Here is a 16,292-nt window from a genome sequence, read left to right as displayed (position 1 = left end):
AGCTATTTTGTCTCCCGGTGAACCGTATGAGCGTTGCAGCTTTTGCAGAATTTCTTGACTTCCAGCCGCTCAGCCTGTTGATCCTTGCTGCTTGGTGTCGAATAATTGCGGGAACCGCACTGTGCACAAGCAAGCGTTATCTTTTTTTCCATAAAAATACACCCTAAAATTATGTCTTTATAAAAGTATCATGGCTTACAGTTTGTGTCAATAAGTGCCGAAGCGTGTTTCAAGGATAGATGGCGCCCCTGTTGCTACACAGAAAGCTCCCTGGCTTCCAGATATCTTTCCAGTTTCCGTTTCACCCTCTGAAGGGCATTGTCGATCGACTTCACATGCCGGTTAAGCTCCTCCGATATCTCCTGGTAGGACTGTCCTTCCAGATAAAGCGCCAGCACCTTTCTTTCAAGGTCGCTGAGCAGTTCGCTCATTTTCTCCTCAATCTGGTCAAACTCCTCCCGGCTGATGATTAGTTCCTCAGGATCCATTGCTTTTGCTCCTGACAGGACATCCATCAGCGTCCGGTCGGATTCCTCGTCATAAATCGGTTTGTCAAGGGAAACGTATGAGTTGAGCGGAATATGCTTTTGCCTCGTGGCTGTTTTAATGGCGGTGATAATCTGCCGGGTGATGCAAAGCTCGGCAAAAGCCTTGAAGGAGGTCAGCTTGTCCTCCCGGAAATCCCGGATAGCCTTATAAAGGCCGATCATCCCTTCCTGGATAATATCTTCCTTATCCGCTCCTATCAGGAAGTAGGATCTCGCTTTTGCACGGACAAAATTGCGGTACTTATGAATCAAAAAATCCAGGGCTTCGCTTTCTCCCCGATGAACGGCCTCCACTATTTCTTCGTCTTCAAGGTCCTTGTATTGGATGGCCTGTTCAACTCCGAAATCAGCACTCACACACAACCCCTCCGCCCCGCACTTTTCCATAGTTAGAAATATTATACAGCAGGCTTGACCTTTAGTTCAACCGCTCATTCCCCGCCGCGGCGCCACTTTTCAAAAATTTCGGCCACTTCGCTGCTGAGGGGGATTTTACTGACCGGCTTCTTTTCCTGGATTTTTCGAACGCGTTTTTCAATTTTCTGTTCGATGACATTGATCTCCGTCAGCAGCTCTCTTGCCGATTTTCTCAATGCCCCCTGTCCAAAAATCGCCCATTGCTCCGTGAAGTCAGAGGTAGCCACATGAATCTGGGTCAGGCGGTTGCCTAAATCAATCGCCATTTTCTCAATCCGTTCGTCGGCTGTTTCATTTTCCCTTGTAAAAATGACTTCGACTTTGTGGTTCTTCAGCTTCTTTTCCGTGCCTTGCACATAGTACGCATCAAATACGACAATGACCCGGTACCCTGTATAGGCCTGATATTCGGCCATCTTCTCCACCAGGAGGTCCCGCGCTGATGCCAGGTCCTTATTCTTGAGAGCACTGAGTTCCGGCCAAGCCCCAATGATGTTATATCCGTCAACAAGCAGGATATCCATGCTACTGTCCTAGCGGATGGCGTTTACGGTACACTTCATACATAAGAAGTGCTGCAGCTACTGAGGCATTAAGGGAGGTCACATGCCCTGCCATTGGCAGGCTGAGCAAGAAGTCGCATTTCTCGCGGATAATCCGTCCCATGCCTTTTCCTTCACTGCCAATCACCAGTCCAAGCGGAATGGATCCGTCAAACTGACGATAATCTTCTTTTGCTGATGCATCGGTCCCGGCAATCCAGACACCCCGCTCTTTAAGCTCTTCAATTGTCCTCGACATATTGGTCACACGGACTACCGGGATATGCTCGATTGCGCCTGTTGAGGCTTTGGCAACCGTGGCAGTGAGTCCAACCGCCCTCCTTTTTGGAATGATGATGCCGTGAGCGCCCGTTGCATCGGCTGTTCTCATAATCGACCCGAGGTTGTGGGGATCCTCAATTTCATCCAGAAGAAGGAAAAATGGAGCTTCGTTTCTTTTCTCGGCGGCTGCGAATAAATCATCCAGTTCCGCATATTCATAGGCTGCCACCTGGGCTACCACTCCCTGGTGGTTTCCTTCATACAGCTGGTCCAGCTTTTTCTTCGGTACAAACTGGACGATGACATTCGCTTCTTTTGACAGCTTGGCCACCTGCTGCATCTGCCCTCGCTGGGAACCTTCCGCAATAAGGATTTTATTGATGTCGCGACCTGATTTTAAAGCTTCGATTACTGGGTTTTTCCCGGCGATATACTCCTCGCTCATGATGTTATTCCTCCCTCTTCAACAATTAAAAACGCAGCCTGTATCAGCTCTTCCAGCCGCTCTTCCCGGCCGGCAAGGAACAGATAGCCAATCAGAGCTTCAAACGCTGTGCTGTAACGGTAAGTCTGGACGTCCGTATTTTTCGGGACCGTTCCCGATTTGGCATTCCTGCCTCTTTTGAGCACTGCTGTTTCCTCTTCCGTCAGGACTCCCTTATCCATAAAATCATGGATGATCCTTGACTGTGCCTTGGCGGATACGTATCTGGTCGCCTCCTTATGAAGCTTATGAGGCCTCACCTTTCCGCTTTCCAGCAGGTGAAGCCGCACATATTTTTCAAAGACGGCATCACCCATGTAAGCGAGCGCCAGGCTGTTCAACTGTTTTTCATCGATCTTGCCTGTATCCGATATCATTCCTTACCCTCTTTTCCATCTTGTACCCTGGGCCGTGTCTTCGAGGATGATATTCATCTCTTTCAGCTGGTCGCGTATCTGGTCGGACAGCTGGAAGTCCCGGTCTTTCCTTGCCTGATTCCGCTTTTGGATCAGCGCCTCGATTTCCTCATCAAGCAGTTCTTCCTCTCCAAGGTTAAGGCCAAGGGTTCCAAACAGCAGGTCAAACTCACTTGTGAATGCCTCGATGACTTCTTCTGACGTATTCTTTTCCAGCAAGTAAAGATTCGCGAGCTTGGATAAATCAAACAGGACAGATACCGCATTCGCAGTATTAAAATCATCGTCCATTTCGGCTGCAAACTGTTCACGGAGAGCTTTAATTTTATCCAGCCATTCCTGGTTATCCTGTGTCAGGTTCGTGCTTGCGCCTTGTCGATGCTTAAGGTTTTGGTAGGACGTCTTCAGTCTTTCAAACGCCGCTTTTGTATTTTCAAGCAATTCCTCACTGTAGTTGATCGGGTTCCGATAATGAACAGACAGCATGAAGAACCTTAATACCTGCGGGTCATGCTTTTTAATGATGTCATGGACGAGGACAAAATTCCCAAGAGATTTCGACATTTTCTCGTTGTCAATATTAATGTAGCCGTTGTGCATCCAATAACGGGCGAATGTTTTTCCTGTAAGGGCTTCGGATTGCGCAATTTCATTTTCATGATGCGGGAAGGCCAGGTCCTGTCCTCCGGCGTGGATATCAATTGTATCCCCAAGGTATTGCCGCGCCATTGCCGAGCACTCAATATGCCAGCCAGGCCGACCTTTGCCCCAAGGACTGTCCCAGGCAATCTCGCCTTCTTTCGCACTTTTCCAAAGGGCAAAATCCAGGGCATCCTGTTTCTTTTCGCCCACCTGGATCCGTGCCCCCACCTTGAGTTCATCAATCGACTGGTGTGAAAGCTTGCCATATTCCCCGAACTCACGAGTACGGTAATAAACGTCTCCGCCTGATTCATAGGCAAATCCCTTTTCAATCAAAGCATCAATGAACTCAATGATCAAATCCATCGTCTCTGTCACACGCGGATGGGCATCTGCCTTTTTGCAGCCCAGCGCCGACACATCTTCAAAGTAGGCATTGATAAACCGCTCGGCGATGGCCGGCACCTCTTCCCCGAGTTCATTGGCTGCCCTGATAAGCTTATCGTCGACATCGGTGAAGTTTGAAATATACCTGACATCATAGCCCCTGAATTCAAGATAGCGGCGGACAGTATCAAAAACGATCGCCGGCCGTGCATTTCCGATATGGATATAGTTATAGACCGTAGGCCCGCAAACATACATTTTGACCTTTCCCTCTTCCAAAGGAATAAAGTCCTCTTTTTTACGAGTCAGTGTATTATAAATTTGAATTGGCATTCACTTTGCTCCTTTCTTCCTTCAATTCCGCAAGCTCCCTGTGAAGCGAAACAATTTCATCTTCGAGGGTTTTAAAACGGTCTGCAATCGGGTCTGGAAGGTCAGAGTGGTTCAAATCTTTCTTCACCTTCACTCCATCCTGCATCACTACACGTCCAGGAACTCCAACCACGGTGGAGTTCGGCGGAACATCCTTTAACACCACGGAACCGCCGCCAACCTTGGAATTCTCGCCAATCGTAATGGAACCAAGAACTTTCGCTCCCGTGGCAATCAGCGCATTGTCTTTAACCGTTGGGTGGCGCTTGCCCTTTTCCTTGCCAGTCCCCCCCAGTGTAACACCCTGGTAAATCGTCACATTGTCACCAATCTCGCATGTCTCCCCAATGACCACTCCCATGCCGTGGTCAATGAACAGCCGCCGTCCAATCCGGGCCCCGGGATGGATTTCAATCCCCGTGAAGAACCGGCTGATTTGCGAAATCAATCTGGCCAAAAAGAAGAATCTCCGCTTATATAAGGCATGGGCGAGCCTGTGGGACCAAATCGCATGCAGGCCGGAATAAGTGAGTATCACTTCCATGTAAGACCTGGCGGCAGGGTCCTGTTCAAATATTACCTCGATATCTTCCTTCAACTTCTTAAACATCTCTTCTCCCCCTTATCCTGCCTTTTTTCTGTAAATAAAAAACGCCCCTGTCGTTTCCGACAGAGACGCCTGTTGCGCGGTTCCACTCTGTTTGGGCTTTTGGCCCCAACTTCAGCCTGTTAACGGGAGGACCCGCTCCGGACTAGTAGGTTCACTCGTTCATCCGGAGACTCGGAGGTGCATTTCAAAAAGCGAGGGGCCCGAACCACTTTCAGCCGCTGATGGTTCTCTCTGGTGAAGCATCACTTTTTTACTTATCCTCTTCAACACTTTCATTTTATGGAATTACTTTTACTATATTATATTTTGCTCTGTCTGTTAACCATCTTGGTAAAAAAGTTTTTAGCCAAGCAGGCTGGAGACTCTTTTCTTTACTGTTTCCTTGCCGAGAAGCTCGATTGCGAGCATCAAATCCGGACCATGCGTTTGTCCCGTGACTGCCGCGCGGATTGGCATGAACAGTTTCTGGCCTTTATGGCCTGTTCCCTTTTGAACCGCCTTAACGGCCCCTTTGATTTTGTCTGCCGTAAACTCGGGCACCGCTTCAACTTCATCAAGGAAGGCAGAGAGCACTTCAGGAACCTGTTCCCCTGCCAATACTTCCTTCGCTTCTTCTTCAAAACGGACTTCATCCTGGAAGAAGATTTCCGACATCTCGACAATTTCGGCACCAAAGCTCATTTTCTCCTGATAGAGGGAGATTAAACTGCGGACCCAGCTGTCTTCTTCCGCACTGCGCTCCTTCTCAAGCTTTCCGGCCTTCTCCAGATGAGGGACAGACAGTGCGACCACTTTGTCAAGGTCAGCCTTTTTCATATACTGGTTGTTCATCCAGGTAAGCTTTTGACGGTCAAACAAAGCTGGAGACTTTGAAAGACGGGCAGGATCAAACATCTCTATGAACTCTTCTTTAGAGAAGATTTCCTCCTCGCCTGACGGAGACCATCCAAGCAAGGCAATAAAGTTGAACAGTGCCTCCGGCAAATAGCCCAGTGCTTCATACTGCTCAATAAACTGGATGATCGATTCATCGCGCTTGCTGAGCTTTTTCCTGCTTTCATTAACAATCAGCGTCATATGCCCAAATACCGGTGGAGTCCAGCCAAAGGCCTTGTAGATTAACAGCTGCTTTGGCGTATTGGAGATATGGTCATCGCCGCGGAGAACATGTGAAATTTTCATCAGGTGGTCATCAAGTACGACCGCATAGTTGTAAGTAGGGATCCCGTCTTTTTTTACGATGACAAAGTCGCCGAAGCCGTCCGACTCAAAGGAAACGTCGCCTTTAACCATATCATCAAATTCAAGGACTTCTCCGGAAGCCACTTTAAAGCGGATGCTTGGCTTGCGGCCTTCCTTTTCAAACCTCTCCCTGTCTTCCTCTGTAAGATGGCGGCATCTGCCCGAGTACTTAGGCGTCTCATTCCGCTCCATCTGGGCCTCACGCTCTGCCTCCAGCTCTTCTTCTGTACAATAGCATTTATAGGCAAGCCCCTTCTCAAAGAGCTCATCTGTATACTTATTATAAATTTCAATCCGTTCGGACTGGCGGTAAGGCCCATATTCCCCGCCGGCATCAATGCTTTCGTCCCAATCCATCCCAAGCCACTTCAAGTAATGAAGCTGGCTCTCTTCTCCGCCTTCAATATTTCTTTTCAGATCGGTATCCTCTATCCGGATGATGAATTTTCCGCCCCGGCTGCGGGCATACAGATAGTTGAACAATGCGGTGCGGGCGTTGCCGATATGTAAATGTCCCGTTGGGCTCGGGGCATAACGAACGCGAATCTCTGACATATAAATCCTCCTTAAATAGTAAGCCTGCGAGTGCTTATGCCTTTTGCAGCAGAAGTGCTACCTGGGCGGCAATCCCTTCCCCGCGGCCGGTAAAGCCAAGTTTTTCTGTGGTCGTTGCCTTTATGTTGACCTGTTCGGCCGATGCTTCGAGCAGCTCGGCAACCCGGTCCCTGATTTGCTCAATGTATGGAGCCATTTTAGGCTTCTGGGCAATAATCGTGCAGTCGGCATTCACCAGCTTGTAGCCTTTTTCCTTGACGATTCCCCAGACATGCTCCATCAGCTTTGCCGAATCAGCATCCTTGAATGCTGGGTCCGTGTCAGGAAAATGCCGGCCAATATCCCCCTCGCCAATCGCGCCAAGACAGGCATCAGCTACCGTATGCAAAAGCACATCTGCATCAGAATGGCCGAGCAGCCCCTTTTCATAAGGGATTTCAATTCCGCCGATGATCAGCGGCCTTCCCTCTGTCAGCTGGTGTACATCAAAACCTTGTCCAATTCGAAACATCTGAACTTGCTCCTTTTATTAAAGTTCATGGATGGCAGCATCAGTCTGCCTATCCTAACTGCTTCCGCTTTTTTAAAATCGCTTCGGCAAAAAACACATCTTCAGGTGTGGTCAGCTTTATATTATCATAATCGCCCTCAATTATCGCGACTTTATGCGGAAGCCGTTCGACCAGGCTTGCATCATCGGTGCCCGTGAACTCTTCCTTGACTGCTTTTTCGTGGGCATTCCGGAGAACGGAAATGCGAAAAGCCTGTGGGGTTTGGACAGCCCACAAGCTTGAACGCTCAATTGTTTCTGTAACCATATTGCTATCTGCTCTTTTGATTGTATCCTTGACTGGTACTGCCGCGATGGCTGCTCCTTCCATTTCCGCCTCACGGACAAGGGAATGGATGGTCTCCTTTTTTATAAAAGGGCGGGCGGCGTCGTGGACTAGGACAATTCCTTCCTCCTCCAGCACCTTTACACCACTATAGACACTATCCTGGCGTTCCCTGCCTCCATGGACCATGGAGGTGACCTTCCGGATTCCATAAAAATGGATCATATCCTTGAATTGGGCTTCGTCCTCAGGATGAATGGCAAGAATCATTCCGCCGCATTCTTCATCTTCATCAAAGACCCGTAACGTATGAATCAGAACCGGAGTATCCTCCAGTGTCAAATAAAGCTTATTCTTTCCTGCTCCCATCCTCTTTCCCTGGCCAGCAGCCGGAATAATGACCTGGTAAGCCATATCCAAAACTCCTATCTCTCTATAGCGCTTTTTCCAATAACTTGGGCTTGGCAAAAATCATTCTGCCTGCAGATGTCTGGAGAACACTCGTGACCAGAACATCAATTCGCTTGCCGATATAATCCCGACCTTCTTCAACAACGATCATCGTACCATCATCCAGATACGCAATGCCCTGATTATGCTCCTTGCCATCCTTGATTACCTGGATGCTTAGCTCTTCCCCGGGCAGGACAACCGGCTTCACCGCATTGGCAAGATCATTGATATTCAATACCGGAACTCCCTGTAGTTCGCATACCTTGTTTAAATTAAAATCGTTAGTCACAACGACACCATTTGTCAGTTTGGCAAGTTTGACGAGCTTCGAATCTACTTCATTGATTTCATCAAAGTCCCCCTCATAGACCTGGACTTTGATTGCCAGCTCCTTCTGGATCCGGTTGAGGATATCAAGCCCTCGCCGGCCGCGGTTTCGTTTCAGGGCATCTGAAGAATCCGCGATATGCTGCAGCTCTCCCAGCACAAACTGGGGAATGACGATGATGCCTTCGAGAAAACCAGTCTTGCAGATATCCGCAATTCTCCCATCGATAATGACGCTGGTATCGAGGATTTTCCATGTTCCTTCGGCTTCTTTTTCCGTCTCTTCCTCTTCACTTCCCTTTTTCTTGCCCTTTGAAAAAAGGCCGAGAAGTTCATCCCGCTTCTTGAAGCCTACCTGAAATCCGAGGTATCCAAATAAAAGAGTGAGCAGGATAGGGGCTACTGTATTCACGATTGGCACTTGGACAGCATTAAGGGCAAATCCGATTAAAAAGGCCACCAAAAGGCCGAAGAACAAGCCAATGCTGCCAAATAAAACATCTGTGATCGGCGCTTTAATCAATGACTCTTCTGCCCATTTGACAAAATTTGTGACAGGGTCAACCGCCCAAAAAGAAATTAAATAAAAGATAAGTGCACCAAGTACAGCAGAAACATACGGGTTGGAAATCAGATGAAAATCTTCCATGCCGACTAACGATAGCAAATCAGGAATTAAGAATATTCCAAGCGTTCCTCCAATGATAAGGAAACAGGCTTGAATGATACGTCTTAACATTCCTTCACCTCCTTGTTCTCATTATAAACAAATTCTATAAATTGAAACCTTCGCTTAATAAGATTTTTACTGTTTGTTAATAGCTGGAACATTTTTAAAATGCATCTGTAACCAATACCTTCCACTCTGGTATTTATAAAAGTAGCACCAAAGGCAGCTATTTGTCAACATATGGAAAATTACCTATTTCCTGATGGGACCATGGTCCAAATGGCCTCCCTATTGCCCTGTCTAGCCCTCCAGAACAGCCTTCAATGCCTCGCTGACCGAAGTGACCCCAATCAGTGTGATGCCGGGAGGACAAGTCCAGCCTCCCAGATTATTCTCTGGCAGAATGACTCTTTCAAAGCCAAGTTTTGCCGCTTCCTGCACCCTCTGCTCAATTCGTGAGACACGCCGCACTTCCCCTGTGAGGCCGACCTCACCGATGATGCAGTCTGAAGCGCGCGTCGGCCTGTCCCGGAAGCTGGATGCAATGCTAACCGCAATGGCCAGATCAATCGCCGGTTCATCCAGTTTGACTCCGCCTGCCACCTTCAGATAGGCATCCTGGTTCGCAAGCAGAAGGCCGACCCGTTTCTCGAGTACTGCCATCAGCAGGCTTACCCGGTTATGGTCAATACCTGTCGCCATCCTGCGCGGATTTCCAAAGCTTGTCGGCGAGATCAGCGCCTGAATCTCCACCAGAACCGGGCGCGTTCCCTCCATGGACGCCACCACAGTGGATCCGGAGGCTCCCTGTGAACGCTCTTCAAGGAAGATTTCCGACGGGTTGGCGACCTCCTCGAGCCCGGCTTCCTTCATCTCGAAAATACCCATTTCGTTTGTTGACCCAAATCGATTTTTAACGGCGCGCAATATACGGTAGGTGTGGTGCCGCTCTCCTTCAAAATAGAGCACCGTGTCCACCATATGCTCCAACAGGCGCGGCCCGGCGATGGAGCCTTCCTTTGTTACATGCCCAACAATGAAAATGGCCACGCCCTTAGTCTTGGCAATCCTCATCAGCTCTGCTGTACACTCGCGCACCTGAGAGACACTCCCAGGGGCCGAGGTGACATCCGGGTGGTACACCGTCTGGATGGAATCCACGATAACAAAGTCCGGGTCGTTCTTTTCAATCGTCAGGCTGATTTCTTCCAGGTTGGTTTCGGAATAGACCAGAAGATTCTCGGATGCCACTCCCAGCCTGTCTGCCCTCAGCTTTGTCTGCCGCATCGACTCTTCGCCGGAAATATAAAGGACCGACTGGCCAATCTTGGCCAGCTGGAAAGAGACCTGCAGGAGGAGGGTCGACTTTCCGATACCTGGGTCGCCGCCAATCAGAACGAGCGAGCCCTTTACAACCCCTCCGCCAAGAACCCGGTTGAGCTCTCTCATTTCAGTATGTATCCTCGGCTCACTGATAGTTTCAATCGAGGTAATAGGCGTTGCCTTTGGTTTGATTCCGGTGGTGTTTGAATGATTGAAGGCCCCTTTGCGGCCGCCTCCGGAGCTTTCCGTTTCCTCCACCATCTTGTTCCACTGGCCGCACCCCGGACATTTCCCCATCCATTTAGGAGACTCGTACCCACATTCCTGGCACATGAATTTTGTTTTACGTTTAGCCATATTTACTTCTACTCCTCATCTAGAAAAGCTCAAGCCCCTAGCTTCTGATATGTATAAGACGATTCAGCTTGAATATTGTTTCATTTCTTCAGCACTTGATACCTGATTGTAATAAAAGATAAAAGAGGTATACGTACACTGTCATACGTATACCTCTTTATTTTAAATATAGAACCTATTTATTCGTCGTGCCCTCCGGTGTTTTTACGGTAAATTGGCCGTCCTCCACATCAATGATGACTTTTTGTCCCTTAAGGACGGTACCTTTAAGCAGCTCTTCAGAAAGCTGGTCTTCAATATGCTTTTGGATAGCCCGGCGGAGAGGACGTGCTCCGTATTCCGGATCGTAGCCTTCTTCCGAAATTTTTTCCTTGGCTGCTTCCGTCAGCTCAAGGTTGATGTCCTGTTCAACAAGCCGCTTCACAAGCTGGTCGGACATAAGCGTCACAATCTGCTTCAAATGCTCTTTTTCAAGGGCATGGAAGACAATGATTTCATCAATCCGGTTAAGGAACTCTGGGCGGAACGCTTTTTTCAGTTCCTCCATTACATTGCCCTTCATATCCTTGTAATTCTGGTCTCCATCCTGGATATTGAAGCCGACATATTTATTGCGCTTCAGCGCCTCTGCTCCGACGTTGGATGTCATAATCAGGACGGTGTTGCGGAAATCGACTGTCCTTCCCTTGGAGTCTGTCAATCGGCCGTCTTCGAGCACCTGTAAAAGAATATTGAAAACATCCGGATGGGCTTTCTCGATTTCATCAAGAAGCACAACGGAATATGGCTTTCTGCGGACCTTCTCCGTCAGCTGGCCGCCCTCATCATATCCCACATATCCTGGAGGGGAACCAACCAGACGGGAAGTCGAGTGCTTTTCCATATACTCGGACATATCGACACGGATCATCGCATCTTCGTCCCCGAACATGGCTTCTGCAAGCGCTCTGGCCAATTCTGTCTTCCCGACCCCGGTAGGCCCGAGGAAAATGAAGGATCCGATTGGGCGCTTTGGATCTTTTAATCCAGCCCTTGCCCGGCGGACAGCTTTTGAAACTGCCTTGACCGCTTCCTCCTGCCCAATTAGGCGGGAATGCAAAATTTCTTCCAGCTTCAACAGTTTTTGCGTCTCTGTCTGAGCCAGCTTGGAAACAGGAACCCCCGTCCAGCTTGAGACCACATGGGCAATATCATCAACCGTTACTTCGCTGTTTTCCTGGCCCTGCTTTTCTTTCCAGGATTTCTTTGTATTTTCAAGTTGCTCGCGCAGGCGCTGTTCCGTATCCCTCAGGGAAGCAGCTTTTTCAAATTCCTGGCTTTGGACAGATGCATCTTTTTCCTTGCGCACTTCTTCAAGTTTTGCTTCAAGCTCCTTAAGGTTCGGAGGAGTCGTATAGGAACGAAGGCGGACCTTGGATCCGGCCTCATCAATCAGGTCGATCGCCTTATCTGGAAGGAAACGGTCGGATATATAGCGGTCAGAAAGCTTTACTGCCGCTTCGATCGCTTCATCGGTAATGGATACCCGGTGATGGGCTTCATAACGGTCTCTCAGGCCTTTTAGAATCTGAACCGATTCTTCTGCTGTCGGCTCATCCACAGTAATTGGCTGGAAACGGCGCTCAAGGGCAGCATCCTTTTCAATATATTTACGATACTCATCAAGAGTAGTAGCACCGATGCACTGAAGTTCTCCACGGGCGAGCGAAGGCTTGAGGATATTCGAAGCATCAATCGCACCTTCCGCACCGCCGGCACCAATAAGGGTGTGCAGTTCGTCAATGAAGAGAATGATATTTCCTGCCTGGCGGATTTCATCCATCACCTTTTTCAGGCGGTCTTCAAATTCACCGCGGTATTTTGTTCCGGCGACAACTGTACCCATATCAAGAGTCATAACCCTTTTGTCACGGAGAATTTCCGGTACTTCATTATTCACAATCTGCTGGGCGAGGCCTTCAGCAATTGCCGTCTTACCTACCCCTGGCTCACCAATCAATACAGGGTTGTTCTTTGTCCGGCGGCTCAATACCTCGATTACCCTCTGGATTTCCTTGCTTCTTCCGATGACAGGATCAAGGCTTCCTTCACGGGCTATGGCTGTCAGATCCCTTGCTAGGCTGTCTAGGGTCGGCGTATTCGCATGGACGGCACCGCCTCCCTGATGGCCTGAAGTCTCATTGCTGCCCAGAAGCTGCAGCACTTGCTGGCGCGCTTTATTCAGGCTTACCCCGAGATTGTTCAGAACCCTTGCAGCGACGCCTTCACCTTCACGAATAAGGCCAAGGAGGATATGTTCGGTTCCCACATAGGAGTGGCCCAGCTTTCTTGCCTCATCCATTGATAGTTCGATAACCTTTTTCGCTCTTGGGGTGTAGTGGATTGTCTGTGAGCCTTCCTGGCCCCTGCCAATCAGGTTTTCTACTTCCTTCTGAATCTTTTCGGCACCCAGGCCCAGTCCATAAAGTGCCTTCGCGGCAATCCCTTCCCCTTCCCGTACAAGGCCGAGGAGGACATGTTCCGTTCCAATATTGTTATGTCCAAGGCGAATTGCCTCTTCCTGTGCCAAAGCAAGTACTTTTTGCGCTCTTTCAGTAAACCGTCCAAACATCATAAAGCTCATCCTCCTTATTATTGGCTCAATTCCATCTTCATTCTTTCCCTGATCAGGGCTGCCCTGCGGATATCCCTTTCTTCCGGACGCAGCGGCCCTCCTGCATATTGTTGTAAAAAACCTGGCTGTGTCAGGATCATTAATTCATTTAAGATGTTCTTTGAAATGTTTTTGATATACCCCATATCTATGCCAAGCCGGACATCGGACAGGCAGCTGGCCGCTTCCTTTGTCTCGATGATCCTGCTGTTTGCCAATGTCCCATAAGAGCGGAACACTCTGTCTTCTAATTGTATGTTTGAGGTTTTGGCTAATGCTTCCCGTGCTGACCTTTCCTGAGAAATCAGCTGGGATACGACGCTTTTTAAATCTTCTACTATATCATCTTCCGATTTTCCCAAAGTGATTTGGTTGGAGATTTGAAAAATGTTTCCCAGCGCTTCACTGCCTTCGCCGTAAATTCCCCTTACCACCAAGCCAAGCTGGTTGATCGCCGGCAGAATCCTGTTTAACTGCTGGGTCAGCACCAGTCCAGGCAAATGCATCATCACGGAAGCCCTTAAACCTGTGCCTGCATTTGTCGGGCAGCTGGTCAAATAGCCATACTGCTCATCAAAAGCATAATCAATGCCGCCTTCAAGCCAGTCGTCCATTTCATTAGCCGCCTGGAGAGCCTCTGATAATTGAAGCCCCGGGAACAAACATTGAATGCGGATATGGTCTTCCTCATTCAGCATGATGCTGACCTGTTCATTTTCCGATAAAAGAATGGCGCCGTGGGGCGAGTGCTCTGCAAGATGCGGGCTGATTAAATGCTTCTCGACCAGCACTCTTTTTTGCAGAGGCTGGATCTCTTCCATTTTCAGCAGTTCCAGTGGACCAAACCTTGAGGGACACCCCTGCTGGAGCATCTCTTTAACATGTGATATCACTTCTCCTGATTCTTCGCCAGAAGCAAGTGCCGGAAACTTCATCTCTTTTAGATTCCTGGCTAAACGAATACGGGAACTGAGGACAATGTCTGAGTCTGGCCCGTCTTCACTCATCCAGGAGCTTACTGCCTGATTGATAAATCGTTCCAAAGACACCCTTATTCCCCTCCCCTTCGCTTCTCAGCCAGCTCCTTCTCCAATGAGCGGATTTGGTCTCTTAGCTCTACAGCCTTTTCAAATTCTTCCCGGGCGATGTGCTCACTCAAGGTGTTTTTCAAAGACGCGATATTTCGCTGCAATTGAATAGAGCCGCCAATCCGCTGCGGAACCTTGCCGTTATGAGTTGAATTCCCGCTATGCAGCCTGCGGATGACTGGAGAAAGCTGTTCACGGAAAGCATCATAGCAATGCGCACACCCAAAGCGGCCTATCTTCACAAATTGCGGGAACGTCAACGAACAGTTGTCACATTGGATGACCTTTTCCTGGGGAAAAGGCTCCTTGGCCTTAGTCTTGAAGGCCGGTTCCATGTTCAGCAGCCCCGCCAGCAAGTTGTTAATGGAAAAACCAGGGCCCTGATTCATCATAAACATTTCGCCCTTCTCCTGTGCGCACCGTTCGCATAAATGCATCTCCGTTTTTTCTCCATTGCTGAAGTTGGTAAAATGCAGTGTGGCCGGCCTCTGATTACACTCCTGGCAAATCATGCTCTCACCTCTCACCATATCTTACATTTTTCATTTATATTTGATTGCTATTAGCATTGCCCGCAGCATTCTTGAGCGAAGTTCATCACGCTGCGGCAGGTCGATGTGCAGAACAGACCGGTCCAGCACACTCACCATGATTTTTGCTTCCCTGTCTGTGATTACTTCCTCCTCCACCAGCCTGAGAATGATGCTCTCCGCATTGGCCTGTGAAATTCGGTGACTGACGAGCGAAAGCAGCTGGTCAATCAGGTGCGCATGGTCAAGGGTTTGCACTTTCATAATCCGAATATAGCCCCCGCCGCCTCGCTTGCTCTCAACGAGGTATCCCCGTTCAATGGTAAAGCGTGTATTTATGACATAATTTATCTGGGACGGCACGCACTGAAATTTATCGGCAATTTCACTGCGTTTGATTTCAACGAGGTCCTGTTCACTCATCTCCAATACCTGCTTAAGGTAACCTTCAATGATATCCGATATATTCCTCACTAAACCTCCCCCATTCTGACTTTGACTATCTTTGACATAAATTATACATAAAAACATGCCACGATGCAATTCTTCCAGTGGTCCTATTCTGCCCATATTTATGTAGAGGTAAAACCCGTTAAAGGAATAATACTTTTTACCCTTTAGGGCGTTTTTAAAACTTTTTTTGTTCGACAAAGAGTGCGGACCGGGAACAATTTCGGGTGGACGATACCTAGCAACGATTCTCGTGCCTCAACTAATTTATTTCTACATGAAAAGTGGCTTTTTCTTCATGAATTGACGGCTTTTCTACACAGTTTGCTATTATATCTACATCGTTTGGGAGGATATCGACATCGTTCGGTCCGATATCTACATTTCATGATGGTTCTATAAAACACAAAAAAGAACAGCATATTTCAGCTGTTCTTTCATTTGCCTGGCAGCGTCCTACTCTCACAGGGGGAAACCCCCAACTACCATCGGCGCTGAGAAGCTTAACTTCCGTGTTCGGCATGGGAACGGGTGTGACCTTCTCGCCATCACCGCCAGACTATTTTATTGAAATGAGGGTTGTTCCCTCAAAACTGGATAATGCATTTCAGAAGGTTTGCAATTTCGAGTATCAACCTATTGGTTAAGTCCTCGATCGATTAGTATCAGTCAGCTCCACACGTCACCGCGCTTCCACCTCTGACCTATCAACCTGATCATCTTTCAGGGATCTTACTAGCTTGACGCTATGGGAAATCTCATCTTGAGGGGGGCTTCATGCTTAGATGCTTTCAGCACTTATCCCGTCCGCACATAGCTACCCAGCGATGCCTTTGGCAAGACAACTGGTACACCAGCGGTGCGTCCATCCCGGTCCTCTCGTACTAAGGACAGCTCCTCTCAAATTTCCTGCGCCCACGACGGATAGGGACCGAACTGTCTCACGACGTTCTGAACCCAGCTCGCGTACCGCTTTAATGGGCGAACAGCCCAACCCTTGGGACCGACTACAGCCCCAGGATGCGATGAGCCGACATCGAGGTGCCAAACCTCCCCGTCGATGTGGACTCTTGGGGGAGATAAGCCTGTTATCCCCGGGGTAGCTTTT

16 protein-coding genes, 2 rRNA genes and 1 other annotated feature are annotated in these 16,292 nt (G+C 48.7%); all 18 genes read right to left on the bottom strand.

The annotated features are described in order from the left end of the window. Window positions 1-2 precede the first annotated feature (2 nt). Window positions 3-152 carry a 50S ribosomal protein L33 gene (rpmG, locus tag WQ57_RS15835; RefSeq protein ID WP_046524745.1) on the bottom strand — a complete coding sequence of 50 codons (150 nt, stop codon included), beginning with the start codon at window positions 150-152 and terminating at the stop codon, window positions 3-5. A 102-nt stretch (window positions 153-254) separates the two neighbouring features. Further along, window positions 255-905: an RNA polymerase sporulation sigma factor SigH gene (gene sigH, locus WQ57_RS15830; protein ID WP_046524744.1), complete on the bottom strand. Its 651-nt coding sequence runs from the start codon at window positions 903-905 to the stop codon at window positions 255-257. A 74-nt stretch (window positions 906-979) separates the two neighbouring features. Then, window positions 980-1,489: an NYN domain-containing protein gene (locus WQ57_RS15825; RefSeq protein WP_046524743.1), complete on the bottom strand. Its 510-nt coding sequence runs from the start codon at window positions 1,487-1,489 to the stop codon at window positions 980-982. A 1-nt stretch (window position 1,490) separates the two neighbouring features. Next, window positions 1,491-2,234 (bottom strand): 23S rRNA (guanosine(2251)-2'-O)-methyltransferase RlmB, encoded by a 744-nt coding sequence (gene rlmB, locus WQ57_RS15820; protein WP_046524742.1) that lies wholly within the window; start codon window positions 2,232-2,234, stop codon window positions 1,491-1,493. After that, the gene (locus WQ57_RS15815) at window positions 2,231-2,650 is read right to left on the bottom strand and encodes a Mini-ribonuclease 3 (protein ID WP_046524741.1); all 420 of its coding nucleotides are present in this window, start codon (window positions 2,648-2,650) and stop codon (window positions 2,231-2,233) included. The genes rlmB and WQ57_RS15815 overlap by 4 nt, the downstream gene beginning before the upstream one ends. A gap of 3 nt (window positions 2,651-2,653) precedes the next feature. After that, window positions 2,654-4,051, bottom strand: coding sequence for a cysteine--tRNA ligase (gene cysS, locus WQ57_RS15810; protein ID WP_046524740.1), 1,398 nt, complete (start codon window positions 4,049-4,051; stop codon window positions 2,654-2,656). Next, window positions 4,032-4,700 (bottom strand): serine O-acetyltransferase, encoded by a 669-nt coding sequence (cysE, locus tag WQ57_RS15805; RefSeq protein WP_046524739.1) that lies wholly within the window; start codon window positions 4,698-4,700, stop codon window positions 4,032-4,034. Before cysE ends, cysS begins: the two co-directional genes overlap by 20 nt. A gap of 58 nt (window positions 4,701-4,758) precedes the next feature. Continuing rightward, window positions 4,759-4,976: a binding site (T-box leader), on the bottom strand. 66 nt (window positions 4,977-5,042) lie between these two features. Further along, entirely contained in the window at window positions 5,043-6,497 is a 1,455-nt protein-coding gene (gltX, locus tag WQ57_RS15800) for a glutamate--tRNA ligase (RefSeq protein WP_046524738.1), read from the bottom strand. A gap of 34 nt (window positions 6,498-6,531) precedes the next feature. After that, window positions 6,532-7,008 carry a 2-C-methyl-D-erythritol 2,4-cyclodiphosphate synthase gene (ispF, locus tag WQ57_RS15795; protein WP_046524737.1) on the bottom strand — a complete coding sequence of 159 codons (477 nt, stop codon included), beginning with the start codon at window positions 7,006-7,008 and terminating at the stop codon, window positions 6,532-6,534. Window positions 7,009-7,057: 49 nt separating this feature from the next. Then, window positions 7,058-7,747, bottom strand: coding sequence for a 2-C-methyl-D-erythritol 4-phosphate cytidylyltransferase (gene ispD, locus WQ57_RS15790; RefSeq protein ID WP_046524736.1), 690 nt, complete (start codon window positions 7,745-7,747; stop codon window positions 7,058-7,060). Window positions 7,748-7,766: 19 nt separating this feature from the next. After that, the gene (locus tag WQ57_RS15785; RefSeq protein WP_046524735.1) at window positions 7,767-8,852 is read right to left on the bottom strand and encodes a PIN/TRAM domain-containing protein; all 1,086 of its coding nucleotides are present in this window, start codon (window positions 8,850-8,852) and stop codon (window positions 7,767-7,769) included. A 231-nt stretch (window positions 8,853-9,083) separates the two neighbouring features. Then, window positions 9,084-10,463 carry a DNA repair protein RadA gene (gene radA, locus WQ57_RS15780; protein ID WP_046524734.1) on the bottom strand — a complete coding sequence of 460 codons (1,380 nt, stop codon included), beginning with the start codon at window positions 10,461-10,463 and terminating at the stop codon, window positions 9,084-9,086. Window positions 10,464-10,638: 175 nt separating this feature from the next. Beyond that, a complete protein-coding gene (gene clpC, locus WQ57_RS15775) occupies window positions 10,639-13,077 on the bottom strand; it encodes an ATP-dependent protease ATP-binding subunit ClpC (protein WP_046524733.1) in 2,439 nt (812 codons plus the stop codon). Between the two features lie 17 nt (window positions 13,078-13,094). Continuing rightward, window positions 13,095-14,165, bottom strand: a complete 1,071-nt coding sequence (locus tag WQ57_RS15770; protein WP_046524732.1) for a protein-arginine kinase McsB — start codon at window positions 14,163-14,165, stop codon at window positions 13,095-13,097. A 2-nt stretch (window positions 14,166-14,167) separates the two neighbouring features. Beyond that, a complete protein-coding gene (locus WQ57_RS15765; protein ID WP_420912399.1) occupies window positions 14,168-14,602 on the bottom strand; it encodes a UvrB/UvrC motif-containing protein in 435 nt (144 codons plus the stop codon). A gap of 144 nt (window positions 14,603-14,746) precedes the next feature. Next, window positions 14,747-15,208 carry a CtsR family transcriptional regulator gene (locus WQ57_RS15760; RefSeq protein WP_046524730.1) on the bottom strand — a complete coding sequence of 154 codons (462 nt, stop codon included), beginning with the start codon at window positions 15,206-15,208 and terminating at the stop codon, window positions 14,747-14,749. A 419-nt stretch (window positions 15,209-15,627) separates the two neighbouring features. After that, a 5S ribosomal RNA gene (gene rrf / locus WQ57_RS15755) occupies window positions 15,628-15,743 on the bottom strand. An 80-nt stretch (window positions 15,744-15,823) separates the two neighbouring features. Continuing rightward, window positions 15,824-16,292 (bottom strand): 23S ribosomal RNA (locus tag WQ57_RS15750); the annotation flags it as partial.

Origin of the sequence: Mesobacillus campisalis (assembly GCF_000986785.1) — a bacterium.
GTDB classification, from domain to species: domain Bacteria; phylum Bacillota; class Bacilli; order Bacillales; family Cytobacillaceae; genus Mesobacillus_B; species Mesobacillus_B campisalis.
Note: the sequence above shows the minus strand (reverse complement) of the source record. Positions and strands in the feature narration are given on the sequence as shown.